Below are 22,912 nucleotides of genomic sequence, written 5' to 3' on the forward strand. Positions count from 1 at the left end.
CATGAAGACTTAAGAGTCTTCGTGTTTTTTTATTGAATAATGTCTGAAAAAATATTGATAATTATACGATATTTTGGAATTTATCACAAAATATTCATATATGCAAAATTACATACATTTAATGATTGATAATCATGAGTTAATGTAACTATAATAATTACACTGATAAGTAACTTATTGACGACAATTATAAGTGAAGAAGGAGGGCTTTATTGTATTTTGTATATAAAAAAATAGAGAAGGAGATATGCAAATGAAAAGGTTACTTGTTATAGGCCTAATGTATACAATGTTTTTCCTCATAGGAAATATACACTTACATGCTGATGAACGAATAAATGCAAAAAAAATTACTAGTTTAGAAGAGCCTACTTGGATATTTCAGGCGGGCATAAGTAAGGGGAAATATCATGATCGACAAGATTTAGGATTTATTTTGAAGAGAAATACAGCATTAAAGGTAAGACAAACAAATCCTAATTTTAAAGACAAATTAACATTACGTTTATTGTCTAATGACTCAAAAAATGAAAAATCCATACAAGTAGGAAATGAATGGGTTACTATCCAAGGTGATACGTCTTTAGTTCCTTTCATAGATACTCCGTATGGTGAAGAGCACGCTGTACTTGAGTACCAAGTAGGGAATGAAAGTGCTACTAAACCCCTTCCCATTTATAAACAACAAGGAAGTGTATCTCAATTTTTTAGTACATGGGATCAATTTGATGGAGAGTATGCGTTACTTCAAGGGGAGAGTTTTCAATTATTTGTACCTAAAAAAGATAAAGAGTTAGTAAGATCTTTAAAAGATTTTCAATCATTGGATGAGTTAATTGCGTATTATGAAGATATTTTTGTGATGTATGATTCAATTATTGGTTTAGATGGCTCAACGTTTGAAAATAAAAAAAGTCAAAATCGTTATTTCTTAAAAGCAGATATATCTGGTGCTGGCGGTGCCTATTATGGCACAAATTGGACAGCGAATAGTACAGATAGTACAAAGATGTGGTTAGATAAACTAAGTTGGGGAACTTTACATGAAATCGCTCATGGATACCAAGCTGGTTTTGATAATCAAGGAATATTTACAGGAGAAGTTTCTAATAATCTATTTGGTGTTCAATATCAATATAGTAAATACGGCAAAAAAGCAGATCAAGTTGGTTGGTTGTTTAATTTCGGGAAAAAGGAACAGGTAGAACGGAATTTATATAATGCTTTAATGAAAGAAAATAAAAATTATGATGATTTAGATTTACGACAAAAACTTATTCTTTTAACGATGGCGAAACAAAAAGCTGGCAATGAAGCATTTGCAAAAATGTATCAAGGTTATCGAAAACTAGCTAGCAATGCTGCTTTCAAAAAAGGTGACCATTCTTTACCAGATTTAATGAATCAGTATTATAGTGAGAATGGACAAGTTGATTTTACACCTGTTTTTGAAAGGTGGGGCTTTAAGCTTAATCACAAACAAATAGAGATGAATAGGGCGAAAGGTTTTCCGGCTGTTACTTCTTTAGCTTATATAGTGCCTGAATCACAATTAGCGAAAGCAAGAGCTATAGTTGATCCTGATATTCCGATAAACTCCAACTTCGAAATAGTTACGAATCAGCAAATTGCTACACTTGGGCTAAAAGGGAATTTGCATATCCATTTAAATACAAATGAAATAGATACATTAAAAGGAGGAAAAATTAAATTAAAAGAAGGGAATACAGTTATTCAAGAGAAAACAATTGAAACAACAGATATCAATTTACAAGACGTACCAAATGGAGTGTATACGGTTGAAATTTCAGGTGGGAAAACGAATAGTATGTACCATTTCAGTTCGTATTATGCCTATGTAAAAGAAAAAGATAATAGTCTAAAGATTGATATTAACGAAATGAAAGTGAGTAAGTTGGTAAATGAAACGATTCAATTCCTAGGATTAGGAGATGACCAGTTTGCCGTATTAAATACAGACTTAGAGCAAAATCGAGCTATTTTTACGGTTACTACTAAAACGCCTCATAGCTATTATGCAGGTGAAAAATATGCATCGATAGAGGTCTTTAATGAAAAAGGTGAAAAAATTTATACGAAGGAAATGGAAGGAACAAATGTAACAATTGTAAAAGATATCATTCCACTAAAAGAGGGATATAGAATTAAAATCTATCATGATGAAATAAAAAAACGATTAACTAGTAAAGCTACTATTATTAATCCTATGAATAAAACGAATGAATTTATAATAACAAAATGGGGATTGAAAAATACTTCTTTGCAAAATAATCCAGAAGAAAATCTTATACAAAGAATTGATGAAGAAATGGAAGCGATTATAGGTAATCAGTTTTTAAAAGAGATACCAATGCAAAAATTAGAAATGAAAAAGAATATGTGGATGGCAATAAATATGTTATCAGAACCACAAAAAATAACGTATATGAATAAATATAAAGATAGCTTATATAATGAGTAATTTTTGAGAAATGAATTGAATCTAAAAAAGTAGCAAACCAATCTATTAACCTATGTATGTAGAGGTATGTAAAAACGATTGGCCATAGTTAAAATTTTTTATCTATGCTTAAAATTCTAAAATACATTTATTTAATTTAATAATACGATTATAAAAGAGTAAAAATATGAATAATTTCGTAAAGGTAGGTTTAACTACAGGAGTGGTGTTATCGGCGATTATGCCTTATGGAGGAGTACATGCGGAAACAGAAGATTTAAAAGTGGAAACAAAGGAAGATACGTTCCGAACAGGTAATTTAACAGCACCTTCTCAAAATTCGGCAGAAAATGTAGCAAAGGATGCACTAAAAGGAAAAACAGAACAAGCATTATCATCAAAGCAAGTTAATACGGAATCCAAAGTTAATTATAATGTTACGCAAAGTCGTAAATCTTATGATGGTACTACATTGGTACGTCTTCAACAAACGTATGAAGGACGTGATGTATACGGATATCAACTAACAGCACATATTAATGATGATGGTGTACTTACGAGCGTTTCGGGAGATAGTGCTCAAGATTTACAACAACAGGAAGATTTGAAACAACCTATTACTCTATCAGAAGAGGATGCAAAGAAACAGCTTTTCAACATCTATGGAAATGATCTCACATTTATTGAAGAACCAGAAATTAAACAAGTGGTATATGTAGATGAAAATACAAATAAAGCTACAAACGCATATCAAATTACTTTTAGTGCATCTACACCTGAATATGTATCCGGTACAGTATTAATTGATGCTTTTGGTGGTAATCTATTAAAAGAACTCGTTCAAAAATTGGGTATACAAGTAGAGAGTAGTATTGTCCAATCTGCGACATCAAATAAATCAACAGATCCTTCAAAATTAACAGGTACAGGAAAAGATGACTTAGGTATTAATCGTACGTTTGGAATTACACAAAGAAGTGATGGAACGTACATGCTTGCAGATTATTCTCGTGGTAAGGGAATTGAAACATATACTGCTAATTATAAAGATTATAATAATTATAGAAGAAATGTATGGGGTTATCTCGATGATTTAGTAACAAGTAATTCTACAAATTTTACAGATCCTAAAGCAGTTAGTGCCCATTATTTAGCAACGAAAGTATATGATTTTTATCAAGAAAAATATGGCCGTAACAGCTTTGATAATAACGGACAAAAAGTAATTTCTGTCGTTCATGGTTGGAACACAAATGGTACGAATAAAGGAAATCCTAAGCAGTGGTTTAATGCATTTAGTAATGGCGCTATGCTAGTATACGGAGATCCAATTGTTAGAGCATTTGATGTGGCAGGACATGAATTTACACACGCGGTTACAAGAAATGAGTCTGGACTTGAGTACGCAGGAGAAGCTGGTGCAATTAATGAAGCGTTATCTGATATTTTAGGAGTAGCAGTTGAAAAGTATGCCAATAACGGAAAGTTCAATTGGACAATGGGAGAACAATCAGGTCGTATTTTTAGAGATATGAAAAACCCATCATCTATCTCTTCTAGATATCCAGAGGATTATAGGCATTATAATAACTTACCTATTGATGCTGACCACGATCATGGTGGTGTACACACGAACTCTAGCATTATTAATAAAGTAGCTTACTTGATTGCTAGTGGTGGAAGCCATAATGGAGTAAACATACATGGCATTGGAGAAGATAAAATGTTTGATATTTTCTATTATGCAAATACGGATGAATTAAATATGACTTCTGATTTTAAAGAATTAAAAGAAGCTTGTATTCGTGTAGCAACGAACTTATATGGTAAAGACTCATTAGAAGTACAAGCTGTCCAACAAGCCTTTAAAGCAGCGTATATTTAATATTATTGTGATGAATTACAAACTCTTTCATTTTAATATAGTGATTAATTTGTATTTATGGACAAAAACCTTGTAGAATTTTTCTGCAAGGTTTTTTTGAATGTTATCCCGCTATTTGCTGGGCAGTAAGACCCCCACCTCAAAATTTAGCTGTTATTTTTTTACTTGTTGTAAAGGATGGAAAGCTTTTAAGGTTGTGGCACGCCTTTTAAGAAAAAGATAAGGCGAAGCGATCTCGCTGTTATTTTCCAACAACAAACATTTGTTATTTGTATTATTTAGTGAAAGTTACCAAACGTTTTTCAAAACTATTTTACCTATTGCTTTATTTGACTCCAAATATTCATGTGCTTGTGCAACTTCATCAAACGTAAAAGGTTTAGAATCTAGCAATGGACGAAGTTTTCCTTCTTCTACAATTTGCGTTATTTTCGTTAAGATTTCTCCGCAATCATTACGCTTATCTGTATGTAATATTTTTAATGCCATAAAAGTAACGTGCAGAGAGAGTCCTTTTGCGTGTAAAGGAGAGAGGTCATGGGTTGAACGAGCTGCAATAGTTACGACAGTTCCATTGACCGCAGCAGCTTCAAAAGAATGATCAAGATTCTTGCCGCCTACTGTATCAAATATAACTTCAAATCCGTTTCCGTTCGTATGTTTTTGTACATATTCTTGAACAGCTTCTTCTTTATAATTAATAGCTATATCGGCTCCTAAACGATGGGCTATTTCCATTTTGTTTTGCTGAGAAGCTGTTGTGAAAACTTTAGCGCCTGCCCATTTAGCTAGTTGAATGGCTACGTGTCCTACGCCACCAGTAGCTCCATGAATGAGAACATTTTGACCAGGTTTAATATTTGCACGATCAAATAAAGATTCCCAAGCTGTAATTGCAACTAATGGTAGAGCAGCAGCTTCTTCCATTGTTAAATTGTTAGGTTTGTGAGCAATTAATCGTGCATCAGCAAGCATAAATTCTGCAAGTGCACCTCCAGTTTCTTTAAAACCTCCGGCACATCCGTATACTTTATCCCCTGATTTGAATTTCGAAACACCTTCTCCTACTTCAATAACAATACCAGCTACATCGCCGTGTAATATAGCTGGAAACTCAGGAGCGACGGCTGAAACGGTTCCACTCCGCATTTTTGTATCGATTGGATTTACACTTGTTGCTTTTACATCGATTAGAACATGACCTGGTAAAAGTTTTGGTTTTGAAACTTCTTCTAATTGAAATACAGATGAATCCCCAAAAGAATGGATAATTTGTGCTTTCATAGTTTATACCTCCTGTTTGTGGTTATAGCATAGCAAAGTACGAAAAATAAGTATAATATTTTGAATTTTGTTAGTGAGAATTTTATATAGAGAAGGGGGAAGTACGTCAAATAATGTAACGTACTTGCGAAAGCAATTGTAAAGCTTTATGAAGAAAGGGTAGATGTTATTTTTGCAGCATGATTTATTCATTATGTTTATCCCGCTATTTGCCGGGCAGTAAGACCCCCGCCTCAAAATTCAGCGGAAGCAGAAGTTAGGTGGAGGATCAACTGCCCGTAAAGCCCGATTGGTGAAGGCTAATAATCAGTGGGGATGAACAAAACCTCCACTGATTAAAGTTTCACTTTATTCGGAGCGACAGGGGATTTAACGAAACGCAAAATTCACCCTGCTTTATACAAACTATTTAGTAATGAAAATATACCGCAGTATATTTCAATTATCGGTATTGGTAGAAAGGTAATGTCAGATGTGGAATTTCAAACAAAGGTAGAACAATCCATTGCTATATTTTCTAGAAGATCTACTGATGACGAATCAGGAGTAGAAGGATTCATTAGCACATTTCGTTATTGTCAATTAAATACAGCGAATGTAGAGGACTATCAAGATTTGTTTAGTCTTGTAAAGAGGCGTGAAACAGAATTAAACATTCCTGAAAACCGCATGTTTTACCTATCTGTTATACCAGAAGTATTTGATGTCATTGCTTTAAATATTAAGGAAAGTGGATTGTGAGCTATAAAAGGATTAAATCGTCTTATTATAGAGAAGCCTTTTGATTATAATGTAATGTCTGCTCGTGAGTTTAACGCAAAATTAATTGAAGATTTAGATGAAACTGATATTTATTATAACGATCATTATCTTTGAAAATGAATGGTAACTAGGAATACAATTAGAAAATTATTACGAAATAAATCGTATGTAATTCAAGACATTTTTATTGACGATAATAATTTATGTGATTAATATATTAGACATAAGATTATTTAATTACTAAAAGTAATCAGATATAAAATGTTTTGTTAAATTCTATAAATAAGTAAGTTGTGGTAGAAATGCTTTGAATTGCCACTATTAATATTGGGGACAATTAAAAAGCGAAAGGTATAAAAAGAATTGGAATTTGATAACTCTTTGTTTTTATAAAACATGAGCTTCTGTACAATTCATTTTTAAAATATTGACAAGGATTATACAACAAGAGGGGGACTGAAATTGGAATCAATGACCTTTGTTTTATTTGGAGCGACAGGGGACTTAGCGAAACGCAAAATTTACCCCGCACTATATAACTTATATAGAGATCAAAAGCTTCCAAAGCAAATATCCGTTATCGGGCTTGGGAGACGTCAAGTATCTCATGTAGATTTTCAAGAAAGAATAAAAGAATCAATAGAGACGTTTTCCCGTCATAGAGAAGAAGGTACTCCAGAACTGGAAGGTTTTTTAGATAATTTTCGCTATTGTCCATTAGATGTGAGTAAGCCAGAAGACTATGAGAGGTTATTACAAGTCGTTCGTGAAAGGGAAGAAGAATTACATATAAAAGGAAATAGAATGTTTTATCTTTCCGTTGATCCTGAATTTTTCGAGACCATTGCTTTAAATATTAAGGAAAGCGGACTTGATAAAACGGATGGATGGAAACGTCTGATGATTGAGAAACCATTCGGGCACGACCTTACATCTGCTCGTGAGCTTAACGATAAGCTTAGTCGCACGTTTGAAGAAGACGAGATATACCGTATTGATCATTATTTAGGTAAACCGATGATTCAAAATCTTGAGGCATTAGAATTTGCAAATCCTGTTCTCCAATCAATTTGGAATAAAGAACATATAGCGAATGTACAAATCACAGCGAGTGAAACAGTTGGGGTTGAAGAAAGGGCAGGATATTATGACCAGGCAGGGGCCATTCGAGATATGGTTCAAAATCATATGTTACAAATATTAATGATGACTGCTATGAATCTGCCGGAAAAGGTTAATGCATGTGAAATTCGAGAGGAAAAGCGAAAGGTAATGGAAACGCTTCGTAAAGTGAAAAAAGAAGACGTTCAAAGCCATATCATTCGCGGACAATACGCTGCAGGTGAGATAAAAGGCGGGCAAGTTGTAGCATACAAAGAGGAACCAGGAGTAAATCCTTCTTCTAACATAGACACATTTGTTGCTGCTCGCCTGTGGATCGATAATCCATTTTGGACTGGCGTTCCCTTCTATATACGAACAGGCAAACGAATGAAAGAAAAGTCTACTCGTATTGTAATCGAGTTTAAAAATACGTTAAAACAGCAATATCAAGATAATAATCCAAATGCAGCACCTAACTTATTAATAATTGAAATTAGCCCAGGTGAGAACGTTTCATTACAGTTAAACAGTAAAAATCCATTGAAAAATGGAGAAATTGAACCGATGCGTATTAACTTTACTTGTGAGCAAGCGGATGTGGGAGTACCTGAAGCGTATGAAAGACTCATTCATGATGCTGTGAGTGGAGACGCTACATTCTTTGCACATTGGAGAGAAGTTGAATTGTCATGGGAATGGGTACAACCAATTCTTGAAGCGTTCGAGGAAAACTTATTACCGCTTCATGAATATGAGTCTGGTTCATATGGTCCAGAAGCGTCTAATGAACTGTTACAAGAAAGTGGATTTAAATGGTGGTTAGATCAAGAGACGGAAAAATAAGTACTTTCTTTAATGAAAGCATTTAGGGGGACGATTACTATGACACAAAACATAAATCAATTAGCAGTGAATACACTTCGTACGTTATCGATTGATGCTATTAATGCGGCAAACTCAGGTCATCCAGGTCTTCCGATGGGAGCAGCACCAATGGCTTATGCATTATGGGCGAATCATTTAAATTACAATCCTAATCACCCAGAATGGTTTAACCGTGATCGTTTCGTTTTATCGGCGGGACATGGATCAAGTCTGTTATATAGCTTACTTCATTTAGCTGGATATGATGTTTTAATTGATGACTTGAAAAACTTCAGAAAGTTAAATAGTAAAACACCAGGACATCCTGAGTTTGGTCATACTCCTGGAGTTGAAGCGACTACAGGCCCGTTAGGACAAGGGATTGCTAATGCTGTCGGAATGGCAATGGCAGAAGCTCATTTAGCAGCGAAGTTCAATAAGGATGGTCACTCTATTATAGATCACAATACGTATGCTTTAGTCGGAGATGGTGACTTAATGGAGGGTGTCGCTTATGAAGCGATGTCAATGGCAGGACATATGAAACTTGGCAAGTTAATTGTACTGTATGATTCAAATGAAATTTCACTTGATGGTGAATTAGGCATTGCTTTCTCTGAAGATATTCAGAAAAGGGCAGAATTTGTACATTGGCAATATGTAAGAGTTGAAGATGGAACCGATGTTGATGCGATTACAAAAGCTATTCAATCAGCGAAAGAAAATACGGATCAACCTACTCTTATAGAAATTAGAACCATTATAGGTTATGGAAGTCCAAAAGTTGCTGGAACGAACAAAGCACATGGTAATCCGCTTGGAGTAGAAGAAGCGACAGCGACAAAACAAGTGTATGGTTGGAATTATGAGGAAGATTTCTTTGTACCTGAAGAAGTAAAAGCTCATTTTAATGAACTAAAACAAAAAGGTATTGAAAAAGACAATGACTGGAATGAGCAGTTCAACTTATACAGAGAAGCGAATCCTACACTGGCAGATGAATTAGAAAAAGCGATTACAGGTGAGGTTTTAATTGAAGCGAAAGACATTCTATCTTTTGATACTGAAAAAACGATTTCCACTCGTATTGCAAGTGGGGAAGCTATTAATCATTATGTGAAAACGATTCCTTCTATTTTCGGTGGAAGTGCGGATCTTTCTCATTCTACGATGACAGATATAAAAGGTGAAGCAGTATATGCAGTAGAATCATATGCTGGACGAAATATATATTTCGGTGTACGTGAACATGCAATGGGCGCTGCAGCGAATGGATTGGCGCTTCATGGAGGAGTAAAACCTTTCGTAAGTACATTCTTTGTATTTAATGATTATCTTCGTCCGTCCATTCGACTGGCTGCACTGCAAAAGTTACCTGTTACTTACGTATTTACACATGATTCGATTGCTGTAGGAGAAGATGGTCCAACGCATGAACCAATTGAACAATTGGCAGTTCTTCGAGCAATTCCTGGTTTAACAGTTATCCGCCCGTCAGATGCAAATGAAACAGCAAGTGCTTGGGCGTATGCTTTACAGCAAACGGATGGTCCAGTCGTTTTAGTACTGAGTCGTCAAAATTTACCGGTGTTTAATGAAACGAAAGCGAACATAGAGAATCTCTCTAAAGGAGCTTACGTATTAACACAAACGAATGAAAATCCGGATGTGATTTTAATTGCGACAGGTTCTGAAGTATCCTTAGCTGCTAGTGCGAAAGCAAAATTAGAAGAAGATCAAGTTTCTGTTCGCATCGTTGCAATGCCGAGCTGGGAGCTATTCAATCACCAATCGAACGAATATAAAGAATCCGTTCTTCCGTCTTCTATAACGAAACGAGTATCTCTTGAGATGGGTGTATCTCTCGGTTGGGAACGTTATGTAGGACAAGAAGGAAAAGTACTATCAATTGAAACATTTGGAGCTTCAGGTACTGGAGCTGAAGTCATGAATCTATTTGGATTTACGACAGAAAATGTTGTTCAAATTACAAAAAATGTGTTGAATTCTTAAGCTATGACTGTGAATACCTTTCTGTACATATTAAAATTTCAGTGCTGAAAGGTATTCCAGATTGTAGTGATATGGATTTTTAATAAAAGATGATTTGAGGAGGAATTATATTATGCAAGTAGGATTAATTGGGTTAGGTAAAATGGGATTAAATTTAGGGAAAAATTTAATGGATCATAAACATGAAGTAGTAGCATTTGATTTAAATACGAGCGCAGTAGAAGAAATGAAAGAGTACGGGGCAACAGGTACATCTAGTTTAGGTGAACTTGTTCAGTCATTACAATCACCAAGAATTCTTTGGGTAATGGTACCACACGCTGTTGTTGATTCTGTTATTGATGAGGTTACACCACTTTTATCAAAAGGAGATATTTTAATTGAAGCTGGTAATTCACATTATAAAGAGTCTATCCACCGATATGAGCAATTAAAGAAAGATGGCATTCACTTTATGGATGCAGGAACTTCTGGCGGAATGGAAGGCGCTCGTAATGGTGCTTGTTACATGATCGGAGGAGATCAAGAAGCTTGGGACATCGTTGAACCTATCTTCCGCGATACTGCTGTAGAAAATGGATTCTTATATGCTGGAAAAGCTGGTAGTGGTCACTTCTTAAAAATGGTTCATAACGGAATTGAATACGGTATGATGGCTGCTATTGGTGAAGGATTTGAGATTCTAGAGAAAAGTGAATTTGACTACGATTATGAAAAAGTATCAAGAGTATGGAACAACGGTTCAGTCATTCGTTCTTGGTTAATGGAATTAACAGAAAATGCATTTTCTAAAGATGCAAAACTGGATGAGATTAAGGGTGTTATGCATTCTTCTGGTGAAGGAAAATGGACAGTAGAAACAGCATTAGACCTTCAAACAGCAACTCCTGTTATCGCAATGTCTCTATTAATGCGCTACCGCTCATTAGACAATGATACATTTACAGGAAAAGTTGTAGCAGCTCTGCGCAATGAATTTGGTGGACATGCAGTAGAAAAGAAATAAAGTGAAACTTTAATAAGTAGGGGCTTCATTCCACACAAATCGGGCTTTTACGGGATAAGCATATTAAACATGTAACTCATCAACGTTTAAAAACTGGAGGGAATTAATCATGAAATTTTTTATTGATACTGCAAATCTTGAGGATATAAAAAAAGCATATAAACTTGGAGTTTTAGCTGGTGTTACAACGAATCCTTCTTTAGTAGCAAAAGAGGGCATTAAATTTGAAGACCGTATTGCAGAAATTTGTCAGGCGGTTCCTAAAGTTGAATCTGTTTCGGCAGAAGTAACGCCAGATGCTGTTACAGCTGAAGAAATGATTGCTCAAGCAGAAGAACTGATTAAAATTAACGGTGGCGATGAAAAAGTTACAATTAAACTTCCGATGACGTTAGCTGGATTAGAAGCTTGTCGCTACCTTACTGAAAAAGGTGTGAAAACGAACGTTACACTTATTTTCACTGTGAACCAAGCACTTTTAGCTGCTCGAGCAGGTGCAACGTACGTTTCTCCATTTTTAGGACGCTTAGATGATATTTCTGAAGATGGTGTACTATTAGTTGCTAAAATTGCTGAATTATTCGATGTTCATCAATTAGATACACAAATTATTGCGGCTTCTGTCAGACATCCAGATCATGTAACTCGTGTAGCGATGGCAGGTGCTCACATTGCAACAATCCCTTATAAAGTAATTGAACAACTTGCTATGCACCCATTAACAGACCAAGGTATTGAGAAATTTGCTGCTGATTGGGCGAAAGCGCCTAAATTATAATGTTATGAAAGTGAAGGTGCTTTCCGAAAATTGTTTTTCATGAGAAGACAAATCCTAAGTAACTTCATCGTTTAAAGTGGATACTGAGTTTGTAGTCTTACTACGTGAAAACAGCAAGAGAAGAAAGTGTCATTCACTTTTAAAAAAGGGAAAATTGATCGCGCGAAGCGTTTATCACAATAACATTATAATTATGGAAGAGAAATCCCCTTATCAGAGAGGTGAGTTAACATGTATCTCTGATAAGGGAGATTCTTTTTGTATAAATTATTATTTTGTGAAGATGATTTGTATATCGATATATAAATTCTTGCTCATGAAAGAACTATATAGGTTCTCTTAATTGTATAGCAATTTTGAAAGGGTTTACATAAAGGGGGGGAACTGCGTATGAATATGTACCTTTTAATGATTACATTATTATCAATCGTAATTGTTATTTTAGGGGTATCGTGGTGGAGATGGCATGCATTTATTAGTTTAACGATTGCAAGTTTGTTTTTAGCAATTATGTCTGGGATGCCAATGGATAAAATAGTGAGTGCTTATGAAACGGGAGTCGGCAGTGTTCTCGGGCATTTAGTAGGTATTTTAGTATTAGGTACAATTTTAGGGAAAATGATGGCAGAGTCAGGTGCTGGAATGCAAGTGGCAGAGTTCTTTATTAAATCCTTTGGGATAAAAAACTTACCATGGGCGATGTTAATTGCAGGTTTTATTATTGGAATCCCGGTGTTTTTTGAAGTAGGCATTTTAATATTACTGCCGTTAGTAATTTCAATTCATAAAACAACGAAACAAAATATTTTATTGATAGCATTACCAGCAATTGCTGGGCTATCTGTCGTACACGGCCTTGTTCCTCCGCATCCAGGGGCCATAGTTGCAATTGGTATTTATAAAGCGAATCTTGGGAAGGTACTAATGTATTCACTCATTATTACATTTTTTGCAGCGATTATTGCAGGTCCTATATTTGCGAAATGGATTCACAAACGTGTAATTCCTGAAAATGAGCCGGAATTGATTCGTGTAAATACAAAATCAACGAAATTACCAGGAATAGGAGTTTCATTTTTAGTTATATTGTTACCTGTTATGTTAATGGTTTTAGCTGCAGCAGCTCCTTATGTGCCTCTTTCTAATACTTTGATGAAGATTGTCACATTAATCGGTAGTCCTATAATTGCACTATTGATTGCATGTTTTGCGGCGTTCTATTTTCTTGGATTTCGTCAAGGTATCGATAAAAAAGCTATTAAGAAGATAACAGAAGATAGCTTATTACCAATCGGTTCAATTGTTGCGATTATTGGTGCTGGCGGGGGATTTAAGCAAATTCTCATCGATAGTGGGGTAGGGAATGCTATTGCTCAAATGTCTGAGCATTTAGCTCTATCTCCAATTGTATTAGCATTTATAGTAGCTGGGTTAATTCGAATTGCGACAGGGTCAGCGACAGTCGCTTTAACAACAGCAGCCGGTATCGTTTCGCCAATCGTTGAAAATACGACAGGTGTGAATTTAGAATTACTCGTCATTGCAACAGGTGCAGGAGCGTTAATGTTTTCTCACGTAAACGATGCTGGGTTCTGGATGGTAAAAGAATACCTAGGTTTAACAGTGAAAGAAACATTTAAAACATGGACAGTATTAGAAACATTACTTTCATTTATCGCTTTTGGAGGCGTTTTACTACTCGATATGTTTGTTTAAGATAAAGATGTTTCTATTTAGATAATTATGGCTTACAACGTTATCAATAGATAAAAGGAATGTATTTTTATGGTGGGATACTGTAGCAATTTTTTGTTAGGAGGAAGAAATGGTGAGCTCAAAATATATGATTGGTGTAGATATTGGGACAACTAGTACAAAATCAGTTCTATTTTCTACTGATGGATCTGTTATTGCTAGTCATGGAATTGAATATCCTTTATATTCTCCTACACCTGAAACAGCAGAACAAGACCCAGAAGAAATCTTTCATGCAGTAATAAATACGATTAAAGAAACTGTACGAATAAGTAGTGTACAGCCGAATGATATTCTTTGTGTCTCTTTTAGTTCAGCAATGCATAGTATCATTGCTGTAGATGAAAAGGGAAAGCCGTTAACGAGATGTATCACTTGGGCAGATAATAGAAGTGCAAGCTGGGCGGAGAAAATAAAGAATGATATGAATGGTCATGAAATTTACCTTCGTACTGGGACACCAATTCATCCGATGTCACCACTTTCGAAATTAGTTTGGCTACAGAATGAGCAAGCAGAGTTATTCGCAAAAAGTTATAAATTCATTTCTATTAAAGAATATGTTTTTTACAAGTTATATAAAGAATATGTAATTGATTATTCTATAGCATCAGCGACAGGAATGTTCAATTTAAAATCTTTAAAGTGGATGAAGAGGCTTTACATGTAGCAGGAATTACAGATGAAAAGCTTTCAAAGCTTGTTCCAACAACGCACAGTTTAACAGGATTAGATGAAGAGTTTGCCAAAGAGATGAATGTACTTGTTTCTACGCCTTTTGTAGTAGGAGCGAGTGATGGAGTACTATCTAATTTAGGTGTAAATGCAATAGATCCTGGCGTTGTGGCTGTTACAATTGGTACAAGCGGTGCGATACGTGCTGTAACAAATCGTCCTGTAACAGATCCAAAAGGTAGAATTTTTTGTTATGCGTTAACTGAAGACCATTGGGTAATCGGTGGTCCAGTTAATAACGGTGGTATGATTTTCAGATGGGCTCGTGACCAATTGGGCACTTCAGAGATTGAACTTGCAAAGCGCTTAGGAAAAGATCCATATGAGGTGCTTACTGAAATAGCAGCAAAAGTGAATCCTGGATCTGACGGTTTATTATTTCACCCGTATTTAGCAGGGGAAAGAGCTCCTTTATGGAATGCAAATGCACGAGGATCTTTCTTTGGACTCGGATTGCATCATAAGAAAGAACATCTTATCCGTGCTGTTTTAGAGGGGGTAATTTATAATTTATATACAGTTCTTCTCGCTTTAAAAGAACTAATTGGCGAACCGAAAAAAATTCAAGCGACAGGCGGTTTTGCAAGGTCGGAACTTTGGAGACAGATGATGGCGGATATTTTCCATCAAGACGTATATGTTCCTGAAAGTTTCGAAAGCTCTTGCTTAGGAGCTGCAATCCTCGGTTTATATAGTTTAGGTGAAATAGATACATTATCCGTAGTTTCTGAAATGGTAGGTGCAGATTTTCATCATGAGCCAAACATGGAAAGTGTGGAGAAATATAAAGATTTAACGCCAATCTATATTCGTCTGTCCCGTCAATTGGAAGAAGAATATGAAAGTATAGCAGCGTATCAAAAAAAGTGGGTTTAAAAGTTATTTACCAATAAAATATGGTAACGTATAAAGAGGTACTCCGATTTTTTTGGATACTCTTTCAACATAAAATATTTTAAGAAGTATGATGAACGAAAAATATAGGGAGAGAGGGTTATGAAAATGAAGGATAACAAAGAGTTTATCGGATATGTTGGGACTTACACGAAAGAAAATAGCGAAGGAATATATAAGTTTATTTTAGACACGGAAGCAAAAAAAATTGGTAATGTAACACTTGCCGCTAAGTTGGATAACCCTACATATGTAACCATTAACCGAAATAATGAATATCTCTATTCCGTTGTTAAGGAAGGCGAATCTGGCGGTGTAGCTGCTTATTCCATTGATAGTCATACTGGAGAACTAAAAGCGAAAAATAGACAAGTAGTAGAAGGGGCTTCTCCTTGTCATATTAGTGTTGATAGTGGAAATCATACAGTAGTTACAGCAAATTACCATAAAGGAACGATTGAGTCTTTTGAAGTAAATGAAGAAGATGGAACTGTAAATCCTGCTTCATCTATTATGGCGCATGAAGGTTCAGGTCCGAATAAAGAAAGACAAGAAAAACCACACGCACATTACGCGGGGTACACTCCTGATGAAAAATATGTGGTAGGTGTTGATTTAGGGATAGATAAATTAATTACGTATGAAATAAAAGATAGTACATTAATAGAAGTGAATAGCCTGTCTGTGAATCCGGGAAGTGGACCAAGACACATTGCTTTTCATCCAAATGGAAAATACGCTTATGTAATGACGGAGCTTAGTTCAGAGGTTATTGCGTTAACATATAACTCGGAAGAAGGATCCTTTACAGAATTACAGTATATTTCTACTCTTCCAGAACAATTTGATGAAAATAGTCAAGGCAGTGCTATCCATATTTCTTCTGACGGCCGCTTTGTATATGCAGGTAATCGTGGTCATAATAGTATTGCTGTTTTCAGTGTGGATCAAAACTCAGGTGAGCTTGCATTTGTGGAACATACATCTACAGAAGGAAATTGGCCGAGGGACTTTGTATTAGATCCTACTGAAAAGTTTCTTGTTGCTACAAATGAAAAGTCACATAATCTTGTGCTATTTTCAAGAGATGAATCTACAGGAAAGTTAACACTTTTACAATCTGATGTTGCTGTGCCAGAGCCTGTTTGTGTGAAGTTTTTAAATGTTTAAGTTGTGTTCGATATAATTTCATATACTCAGAAAACAATAAAAAGCAAAGCGATATCGCTTTGCTTTTTATTGTTTCTTTTTCGGCCTACGTACTAATTCGCCGCCGCAGTTTGGACAAACGTTTTGTCTTTCTTCTGTACATGGTGCGCAAAATGTACATTCATATACACAAATGTATGCTTCAGAATCTTGTTCGAGCGATTGATCGCAAATTTGACAGTTTGTTTTCATTTCTAGTGCCATAATAAGTCTCCTTTTAGTTAGTATCCATCGGATGCCAAAAACCAGAATGTTGATATGCGGCCAATTCATTTTTGTTTACTAACTGAACTAAAGTGTCTGTTTCAAAAACAGACTTATCTCCACTAATGTAATTGAAAACTTCAGGATTTAAAACAAAAAATCCACCGTTAACCCATCCGCCATCACCTAATGGTTTTTCTTGAAAAGATGTTACAGACTGTTTATCTAATATGAGAGAACCAAATCTACCAGGAGGTTGTACGGCAGTAACAGTAGCCATTTTTCCATGTTTTTTATGGAATGTAATAAGTTCTTTTATATTTACATTACTTAATCCATCACCATAAGTGAGGCAGAAAGGTTCATCTCCGACATAATTTTGAATCTTTTTCACTCGGCCACCCGTTTCGGTATTTACACCAGTATCGATTAGTGTAACTTTCCATGGTTCTACACGATGAGAATGGCTAGTAATTGTATTATCGTTTAACTGTATTGTGAAATCAGACATGTGTAAGTTGTAATTTAGAAAGAACTCTTTAATTGCATATCCTTTATAGCCTAAGCAAATAATAAACTCAGTAATCCCGTAATGACTATACAAACTCATAATGTGCCATAGAATAGGTTTTGTTCCAATTTCAATCATAGGTTTCGGTTTTAAATGTGTTTCTTCCCCAATTCTTGTACCGTACCCACCAGCAAGAATAACAGCTTTCATTTTTTCCTCCTAAAATAAAAATTTATTATTTATATAGTATTCATGTTTTATGCAAATGAAATTGTTTTTGATTAAGTGAATGAAAATGTTTGAGGTGATGACGATGCAGAAAATATTACGGTTTGAATTTTGGAAATAATTCTTGATATTCAGGGTTATGACGGAGGTCTTGTGTTAGGTTACTAAGCTCTAAAAAACGTATGTCCAGTACTTCGGGAGATTGACCGTAATGTGTTTGAAGTCCCATTTGAACACCCCTTTTTGAAAGGGTAGGTGTAATTTGTAATTTTCTTGCCTTTGATTGTTCATTCCAAGGGCTAAAATAAAATTTTAAAATAAATGAAGGATAGTCATAAATTATATATCCGTGCCGCGAATGATGTCTACCAGGTAAATATGCACCGTCTAGATGATTGTGAATAAATCTCCAAGCACATCCGAGATTTGGGTTATAAGGGAAGACACCGTGGTATCGCTGTTCTACTAAGGGGATAGAATATCTAGGCTTTGAATAATTATAATTATGATTATCTATCATTAAAATCATTCTAATCGCATACATGTTTTGGCCTAGTGTATGAAGAGATGAAAAAAATTCTTCAGTATTATTACAACAAAAGAATTCAGTAGTATTTAAAACGATTTTCCAACCTGAAACTTCTCTTTCAATTTCCATCACTTCAATATCAGTATTAGTTGGATCAAACTCAAGAAATCTTGAATTTCGTACTTCCCAATGGGGTGCTAATAGTTTACAAATCTCTACGGAACGATCTGTAGACCCTCTATTAATTAAAATGCCGTGATCGAATATTTTCGTGTGATGCATAAGCCACCATGGAAGTAGGTATTCTTCATTATAAAAATGAGAAATGATTGTCTTTTTCATATTAATTCCCTCCTATACAAGCAATCATTATTAGTAGGATATGCTTTTAAATAAGAAAGGTTAAAAGTGGCAGACAATGTAGTGATTAGGTAGTAGTTTAGTAATTTTATTGTATAAGTGTAGATTACTCGTATTGAATCATCATAGGAGGAGATTGGAATTTTGTATAAATTGTGAATAATAAACCGTCACGTTTGACTGTACAGTTTATGTGTTGTATGATGTAAGTAATATAAACAAGGGGGGGAAGATCGTTGGGAAGGTGTATCGAATCGGACAGTTGGCTCTCATGGCTCTCATGGCTCACGTGTCGAAACGAACGATTGATTATTATACGAATCTAGGTATCTTAAAAGCGGAGCGATCTCAATCTAATTATCGCTATTATGACGAAACAGCATTTGAGACATTACAATTTATTGAGAAGCGCAAAGAAATGCATATGCCGCTTTGTGAGATTAAAGAGAAAATCGAGGAGAAGAAGAAGCTGCTCGGTATCAATGAACACGTTTCGAAACAAGTGAATGAAGTGACAGACCATATTCATCAATTAGAAGTGGAGCTTACTGAGTTAAAGCCGCTTTTAGATGGATTGACTGATTCACAACGTGAAAAAATATCGAAATCTTTATCTGGTCAAACGACAGCTTTAATACAGACACTTGCTCTATTATTATAGAATAAGTGAAATCCGACCTCTTTAATTTTTGTATCGGGCTATGTTTTCTAACGAACAAATAAGAAAACATTATAGTATACAGGAGGTGGACACCTTAGTTTTTTAACTAAGGGGATTCATTGGAAATATTTAATTTAGTCATGGTTGCGATTTTAATCGCATTTACTGGATTTTTCGTAGCAGCAGAGTTTGCGATTGTAAAGATACGTTCAAGTCGTATCGATCAGCTTGTTGCGGAAGGAAAACGCGGTGCTTTAGCAGCGAAAAAGGTAACAACAAATTTAGATGAATATTTATCTGCTTGTCAATTAGGTATTACAGTTACAGCTATGGGATTAGGTTGGTTAGGTGAACCGACAATCGAAAAGTTATTACACCCGTTATTTGAGAAATGGAACTTAAATCCTTCTATTTCATCAGTATTAACATTTGGTCTTGCTTTTATGATTATGACGTATTTACACGTTGTAGTAGGGGAATTAGCTCCGAAAACGATGGCAATTCAAAAGGCTGAAAGGGTAACGTTATTATTGGCAGGTCCATTAATGATGTTCTATAAAGTAATGTATCCATTTATTTGGGTATTGAACGGTTCAGCACGTGTGATAACTGGTTTATTCGGTTTAAAGCCAGCTTCAGAACATGAAGTAGCTCATACAGAAGAAGAATTACGTCTTATCCTTTCAGATAGCTATGAAAGTGGCGAAATTAATCAAGCTGAATACAAGTATGTAAATAACATTTTTGAATTTGATAATCGTATTGCAAAAGAGCTTATGGTACCGCGAACAGAAATCGTTGGTTTCTACCTGGAAGATTCAGTAGAAGAACACATGAAAGTAATCCAAAATGAGCGATACACACGTTATCCGATTTTTGGAGAAGATAAAGATGATATTATCGGTATGGTCAACGTAAAAGATTTCTTTATTCGATATATGACCGAGGATCAAAAAGATTTATCATCTATTCGCTCGTATATGCGTCCGATTATTGAAGTGATGGAAACGACTCCAATTCACGATTTATTACTTCAAATGCAGAAGAAGCGAATTCCGATGGCTGTTTTATATGATGAGTACGGAGGAACAGCCGGAATTGTAACGCTTGAAGATATCTTGGAGGAAATCGTCGGCGAAATTCGTGACGAATATGATGAAGATGAAGCACCACCAATCCAACATGTAAACGAGCAACATATCATTGTTGATGGAAAAGTGCTTATCTCAGAAGTGAAAGATTTATTTGGATTACACATCGAAGAAGATGATGTGGATACAATCGGTGGATGGATTATGATGCAAAATCATGAAATCGAAGAAGGACAACACGTTGAGGCGGAAGGTTATGAATTTAAAGTGTTAGAAAAAGACGCTTACCAAATTAAACGTGTTGAAATTCGTAAGATGGAACAAGAACAAGAAGAAGAGAAAGCAGCAACTGTGTAAGTTGCTGCTTTTCTTCTAAAAGTACAAAAAATGAGAACTTAGGAGCGGATATTTTGATTCAAGAAGCCTTACGTGTATATCGATTACAATTGTATGTAATCTTTAGTGGTTTACTACTTATGTGGACGATTACTCCGTTTGGAAAACAAGTGACAGGGTTCGGTATTGGATTAGCAGTAAGCGCCTATTGTCTTTGGTTATTAGCTCGCAGAGTGGAAAAACTCGGAAAAAGTATCGTAATGAAGGAAAAGGCTCCTGGATTAGGAGTTTTAAACCGATTTGCAGCTGCTATTTTAGGAGCTATCATCATGTATGAAATTGAGCATGAAATGGAAATGTGGGCATTCGGTACAGGTATTTTAGGTGGTCACTTTTTAATGATTGCAAATTTAGCGTATGCAAATATGCAGTTAGTGAAAGAAGAAGAGAAGCAAAGGGAACATGCTTCGAAAAACATAGAGCTATGATGAAAGGGACCTAATCGGGTTCCTTTTTTAGTTTAGCGATAATATACAAGTAATCAAATTAACGACAAATATAATACGCTTCTTTTTTGTGTTTTTCAATAGTATGAAAAATAATAAAAAATTTTTAAAAAACCCATCGATTTCTAAAGGTTATGTATGTTATTATGACAAAAGACTTTTTGAAAGAGGTGGATACCAATGTTACAAGCGCTACTTATTTTTGTGCTTCAAATTATTTACGTTCCAATATTAACAATTCGTACGATTTTGCTTGTAAAGAATCAAACAAGATCCGCTGCTGGTGTTGGATTGTTAGAAGGAGCTATTTACATTGTCAGTTTAGGTATTGTGTTTCAAGATTTATCAAATTGGATGAACATCGTTGCCTATGTCATTGGCTTTAGTGCGGGACTGTTATTAGGCGGTTATATAGAGAATAAATTAGCAATTGGTTATATTACGTATCAAGTTAGTTTACTAGACCGTTGTAATGAATTAGTAGATGAGTTACGTCACTCTGGATTTGGCGTTACAGTATTTGAGGGCGAAGGTATTAATTCTATACGTTATCGCTTAGATATCGTCGCAAAGCGTTCTAGAGAGAAAGAACTTTTGGAAATCATTAATGAAATTGCACCAAAAGCGTTTATGTCTTCGTATGAAATTCGCTCGTTTAAGGGTGGATATTTAACGAAGGCGATGAAGAAAAGAGCGTTAATGAAGAAGAAAGATGAACATGCATCGTAAAAAAGAGGAGTAGTGCTGCATTAAAAGCGCAGTATAAGTCTAAATGTAAAAGAGAGAAATCTATTTTGATGTAGATTCCTCTCTTTTTTTATGAAAAATATTCATCTATTAATTCAAAAAGCTAAATCGTATAATTATTTTTTTTACTCATTCTCAAATTAATGATTAGCCATATAATTTGAAAAAATACCGGTATGATAAACGCAATTAATAAAACGATAAGTGATATTGATTTAATTTCGGGTGTTTGAGTAACACCGGCCCCATCAACATCTCGTAGCCAAATAATAGCTGCCCATATTCCAAAAACGATAATCCAAAATATGTTACCAAACCACCAAGAAATCCATCGTTTTTTCATGTTAGCACCCCTTACATGTATCTACTGTTAAAAGTATATTTTCGTTCGTTACATTTATAATGAAACAACTTTAAAATTAGTTTTTAACTGTATATCTAACTTGTTTAAACGTTACCATTTCTCCATCATCATTATCATCTTTCGTTTGGAAAAGTTGAACTTTTGGTTTGTAGTCTGTCCGATGAGCGTGTTCGATATCTTTAATGTTAAGTTTGTAGGATTCACCATTCTTTAGCTTTTGTTCCAATACTTTTTTATTAGCAACATAAATAAAAGTTACTTTATTTTCATCAATGCCTTCGGTCTTAATTTCTAACTCATTATCTTTTGTTGTGATCGTTGGTGTTAATAATTCCATACTGCCTTTCCCGGTTTCTAAAGAATTCTCTGCTATAGTTGAACATCCTGATAATATGATTCCGATGAATAGAAGAATTAATTTCTTTTTCATAACATCCCCCGATTTCAATTGATTTTGGTATTGTTAGACTGCTAGTGTCCAGCGTAAATGTTTAGTTAGTACTATAATTAATTATACCATAATATGTAAAGTTAAAAAGGCTGTATATCCAATTTAAGGGAGATTGAAAAGTTTACTTATTGTTGTAAATTTGTGTATGTAAGCTTCTGTTTTATTCGAAATATA

The 22,912-nt window shown here is 34.9% G+C and carries 17 protein-coding genes and 3 pseudogenes; 14 read left to right on the forward strand and 6 right to left on the reverse strand.

Translation table 11 applies throughout. The features are described 5' to 3' along the window. The first annotated feature begins 253 nt into the window (after positions 1 to 253). Both MR169_RS19295 and MR169_RS19300 read left to right on the forward strand, forming a co-directional pair. The gene (locus tag MR169_RS19295) at positions 254 to 2,482 is read left to right on the forward strand and encodes a putative mucin/carbohydrate-binding domain-containing protein (protein WP_242319856.1); all 2,229 of its coding nucleotides are present in this window, start codon (positions 254 to 256) and stop codon (positions 2,480 to 2,482) included. Between the two features lie 166 nt (positions 2,483 to 2,648). Next, on the forward strand, positions 2,649 to 4,346 hold the full coding sequence (locus MR169_RS19300) for a M4 family metallopeptidase (protein ID WP_001058947.1): 1,698 nt from the start codon (positions 2,649 to 2,651) through the stop codon (positions 4,344 to 4,346). A gap of 288 nt (positions 4,347 to 4,634) precedes the next feature. Here the strand turns inward: MR169_RS19300 and MR169_RS19305 are convergent, their stop codons facing one another. Further along, on the reverse strand, positions 4,635 to 5,630 hold the full coding sequence (locus MR169_RS19305; protein WP_061664255.1) for a zinc-dependent alcohol dehydrogenase family protein: 996 nt from the start codon (positions 5,628 to 5,630) through the stop codon (positions 4,635 to 4,637). Between the two features lie 339 nt (positions 5,631 to 5,969). On the opposite strand from MR169_RS19305, the pseudogene MR169_RS19310 reads away from it, so the two are divergent. The 8 genes and pseudogenes from MR169_RS19310 to MR169_RS19345 form a co-directional block, all read left to right on the forward strand. After that, positions 5,970 to 6,506: pseudogene (locus MR169_RS19310) on the forward strand (glucose-6-phosphate dehydrogenase); the annotation flags it as partial. A gap of 348 nt (positions 6,507 to 6,854) precedes the next feature. Further along, positions 6,855 to 8,339 carry a glucose-6-phosphate dehydrogenase gene (zwf, locus tag MR169_RS19315; RefSeq protein WP_242319857.1) on the forward strand — a complete coding sequence of 495 codons (1,485 nt, stop codon included), beginning with the start codon at positions 6,855 to 6,857 and terminating at the stop codon, positions 8,337 to 8,339. Between the two features lie 39 nt (positions 8,340 to 8,378). Continuing rightward, positions 8,379 to 10,373 carry a transketolase gene (gene tkt, locus MR169_RS19320; protein ID WP_242319858.1) on the forward strand — a complete coding sequence of 665 codons (1,995 nt, stop codon included), beginning with the start codon at positions 8,379 to 8,381 and terminating at the stop codon, positions 10,371 to 10,373. Between the two features lie 112 nt (positions 10,374 to 10,485). Next, entirely contained in the window at positions 10,486 to 11,379 is an 894-nt protein-coding gene (gene gnd / locus MR169_RS19325) for a phosphogluconate dehydrogenase (NAD(+)-dependent, decarboxylating) (RefSeq protein ID WP_242319859.1), read from the forward strand. Positions 11,380 to 11,488: 109 nt separating this feature from the next. Beyond that, positions 11,489 to 12,157, forward strand: a complete 669-nt coding sequence (gene fsa / locus MR169_RS19330) for a fructose-6-phosphate aldolase (protein ID WP_000667676.1) — start codon at positions 11,489 to 11,491, stop codon at positions 12,155 to 12,157. A gap of 390 nt (positions 12,158 to 12,547) precedes the next feature. Next, positions 12,548 to 13,873: a gluconate permease GntP gene (gntP, locus tag MR169_RS19335; RefSeq protein WP_001057623.1), complete on the forward strand. Its 1,326-nt coding sequence runs from the start codon at positions 12,548 to 12,550 to the stop codon at positions 13,871 to 13,873. Between the two features lie 109 nt (positions 13,874 to 13,982). After that, positions 13,983 to 15,523 (forward strand): annotated as a pseudogene (gene gntK, locus MR169_RS19340) (gluconokinase). A gap of 120 nt (positions 15,524 to 15,643) precedes the next feature. Continuing rightward, positions 15,644 to 16,711, forward strand: coding sequence for a lactonase family protein (locus MR169_RS19345; protein WP_109140317.1), 1,068 nt, complete (start codon positions 15,644 to 15,646; stop codon positions 16,709 to 16,711). A 66-nt stretch (positions 16,712 to 16,777) separates the two neighbouring features. Here the strand turns inward: MR169_RS19345 and MR169_RS19350 are convergent, their stop codons facing one another. The 3 genes and pseudogenes from MR169_RS19350 to MR169_RS19360 all read right to left on the reverse strand — a co-directional run bounded on the left by MR169_RS19350 (position 16,778) and on the right by MR169_RS19360 (position 18,564). Then, the gene (locus MR169_RS19350; RefSeq protein WP_001162791.1) at positions 16,778 to 16,954 is read right to left on the reverse strand and encodes a DUF1272 domain-containing protein; all 177 of its coding nucleotides are present in this window, start codon (positions 16,952 to 16,954) and stop codon (positions 16,778 to 16,780) included. Between the two features lie 19 nt (positions 16,955 to 16,973). Next, positions 16,974 to 17,675, reverse strand: a pseudogene (rfbF, locus tag MR169_RS19355) (glucose-1-phosphate cytidylyltransferase); the annotation flags it as partial. 115 nt (positions 17,676 to 17,790) lie between these two features. After that, on the reverse strand, positions 17,791 to 18,564 hold the full coding sequence (locus MR169_RS19360; protein WP_000750973.1) for a glycosyltransferase family 2 protein: 774 nt from the start codon (positions 18,562 to 18,564) through the stop codon (positions 17,791 to 17,793). A 262-nt stretch (positions 18,565 to 18,826) separates the two neighbouring features. Between MR169_RS19360 and MR169_RS19365 the strand changes: the two genes are divergently transcribed. From MR169_RS19365 to MR169_RS19380, 4 genes are all read left to right on the forward strand, one after another. Then, positions 18,827 to 19,243 (forward strand): MerR family transcriptional regulator, encoded by a 417-nt coding sequence (locus tag MR169_RS19365; protein WP_242319860.1) that lies wholly within the window; start codon positions 18,827 to 18,829, stop codon positions 19,241 to 19,243. 119 nt (positions 19,244 to 19,362) lie between these two features. After that, positions 19,363 to 20,691 carry a hemolysin family protein gene (locus MR169_RS19370; protein WP_242319861.1) on the forward strand — a complete coding sequence of 443 codons (1,329 nt, stop codon included), beginning with the start codon at positions 19,363 to 19,365 and terminating at the stop codon, positions 20,689 to 20,691. Between the two features lie 53 nt (positions 20,692 to 20,744). After that, positions 20,745 to 21,158 carry an ATP synthase subunit I gene (locus tag MR169_RS19375; RefSeq protein ID WP_000613876.1) on the forward strand — a complete coding sequence of 138 codons (414 nt, stop codon included), beginning with the start codon at positions 20,745 to 20,747 and terminating at the stop codon, positions 21,156 to 21,158. A 198-nt stretch (positions 21,159 to 21,356) separates the two neighbouring features. Further along, positions 21,357 to 21,905 carry a DUF2179 domain-containing protein gene (locus MR169_RS19380; RefSeq protein WP_000938438.1) on the forward strand — a complete coding sequence of 183 codons (549 nt, stop codon included), beginning with the start codon at positions 21,357 to 21,359 and terminating at the stop codon, positions 21,903 to 21,905. 121 nt (positions 21,906 to 22,026) lie between these two features. On the opposite strand, the gene MR169_RS19385 is transcribed toward MR169_RS19380, so the two are convergent. Then, the gene (locus tag MR169_RS19385) at positions 22,027 to 22,266 is read right to left on the reverse strand and encodes a DUF3923 family protein (protein WP_000747669.1); all 240 of its coding nucleotides are present in this window, start codon (positions 22,264 to 22,266) and stop codon (positions 22,027 to 22,029) included. A gap of 76 nt (positions 22,267 to 22,342) precedes the next feature. After that, entirely contained in the window at positions 22,343 to 22,717 is a 375-nt protein-coding gene (locus MR169_RS19390; RefSeq protein WP_000727843.1) for a hypothetical protein, read from the reverse strand. Between the last annotated feature and the right edge of the window lie 195 nt (positions 22,718 to 22,912).

Source organism: Bacillus cereus group sp. BfR-BA-01349 (assembly GCF_022663795.1).
Lineage (GTDB): Bacteria > Bacillota > Bacilli > Bacillales > Bacillaceae_G > Bacillus_A > Bacillus_A cereus.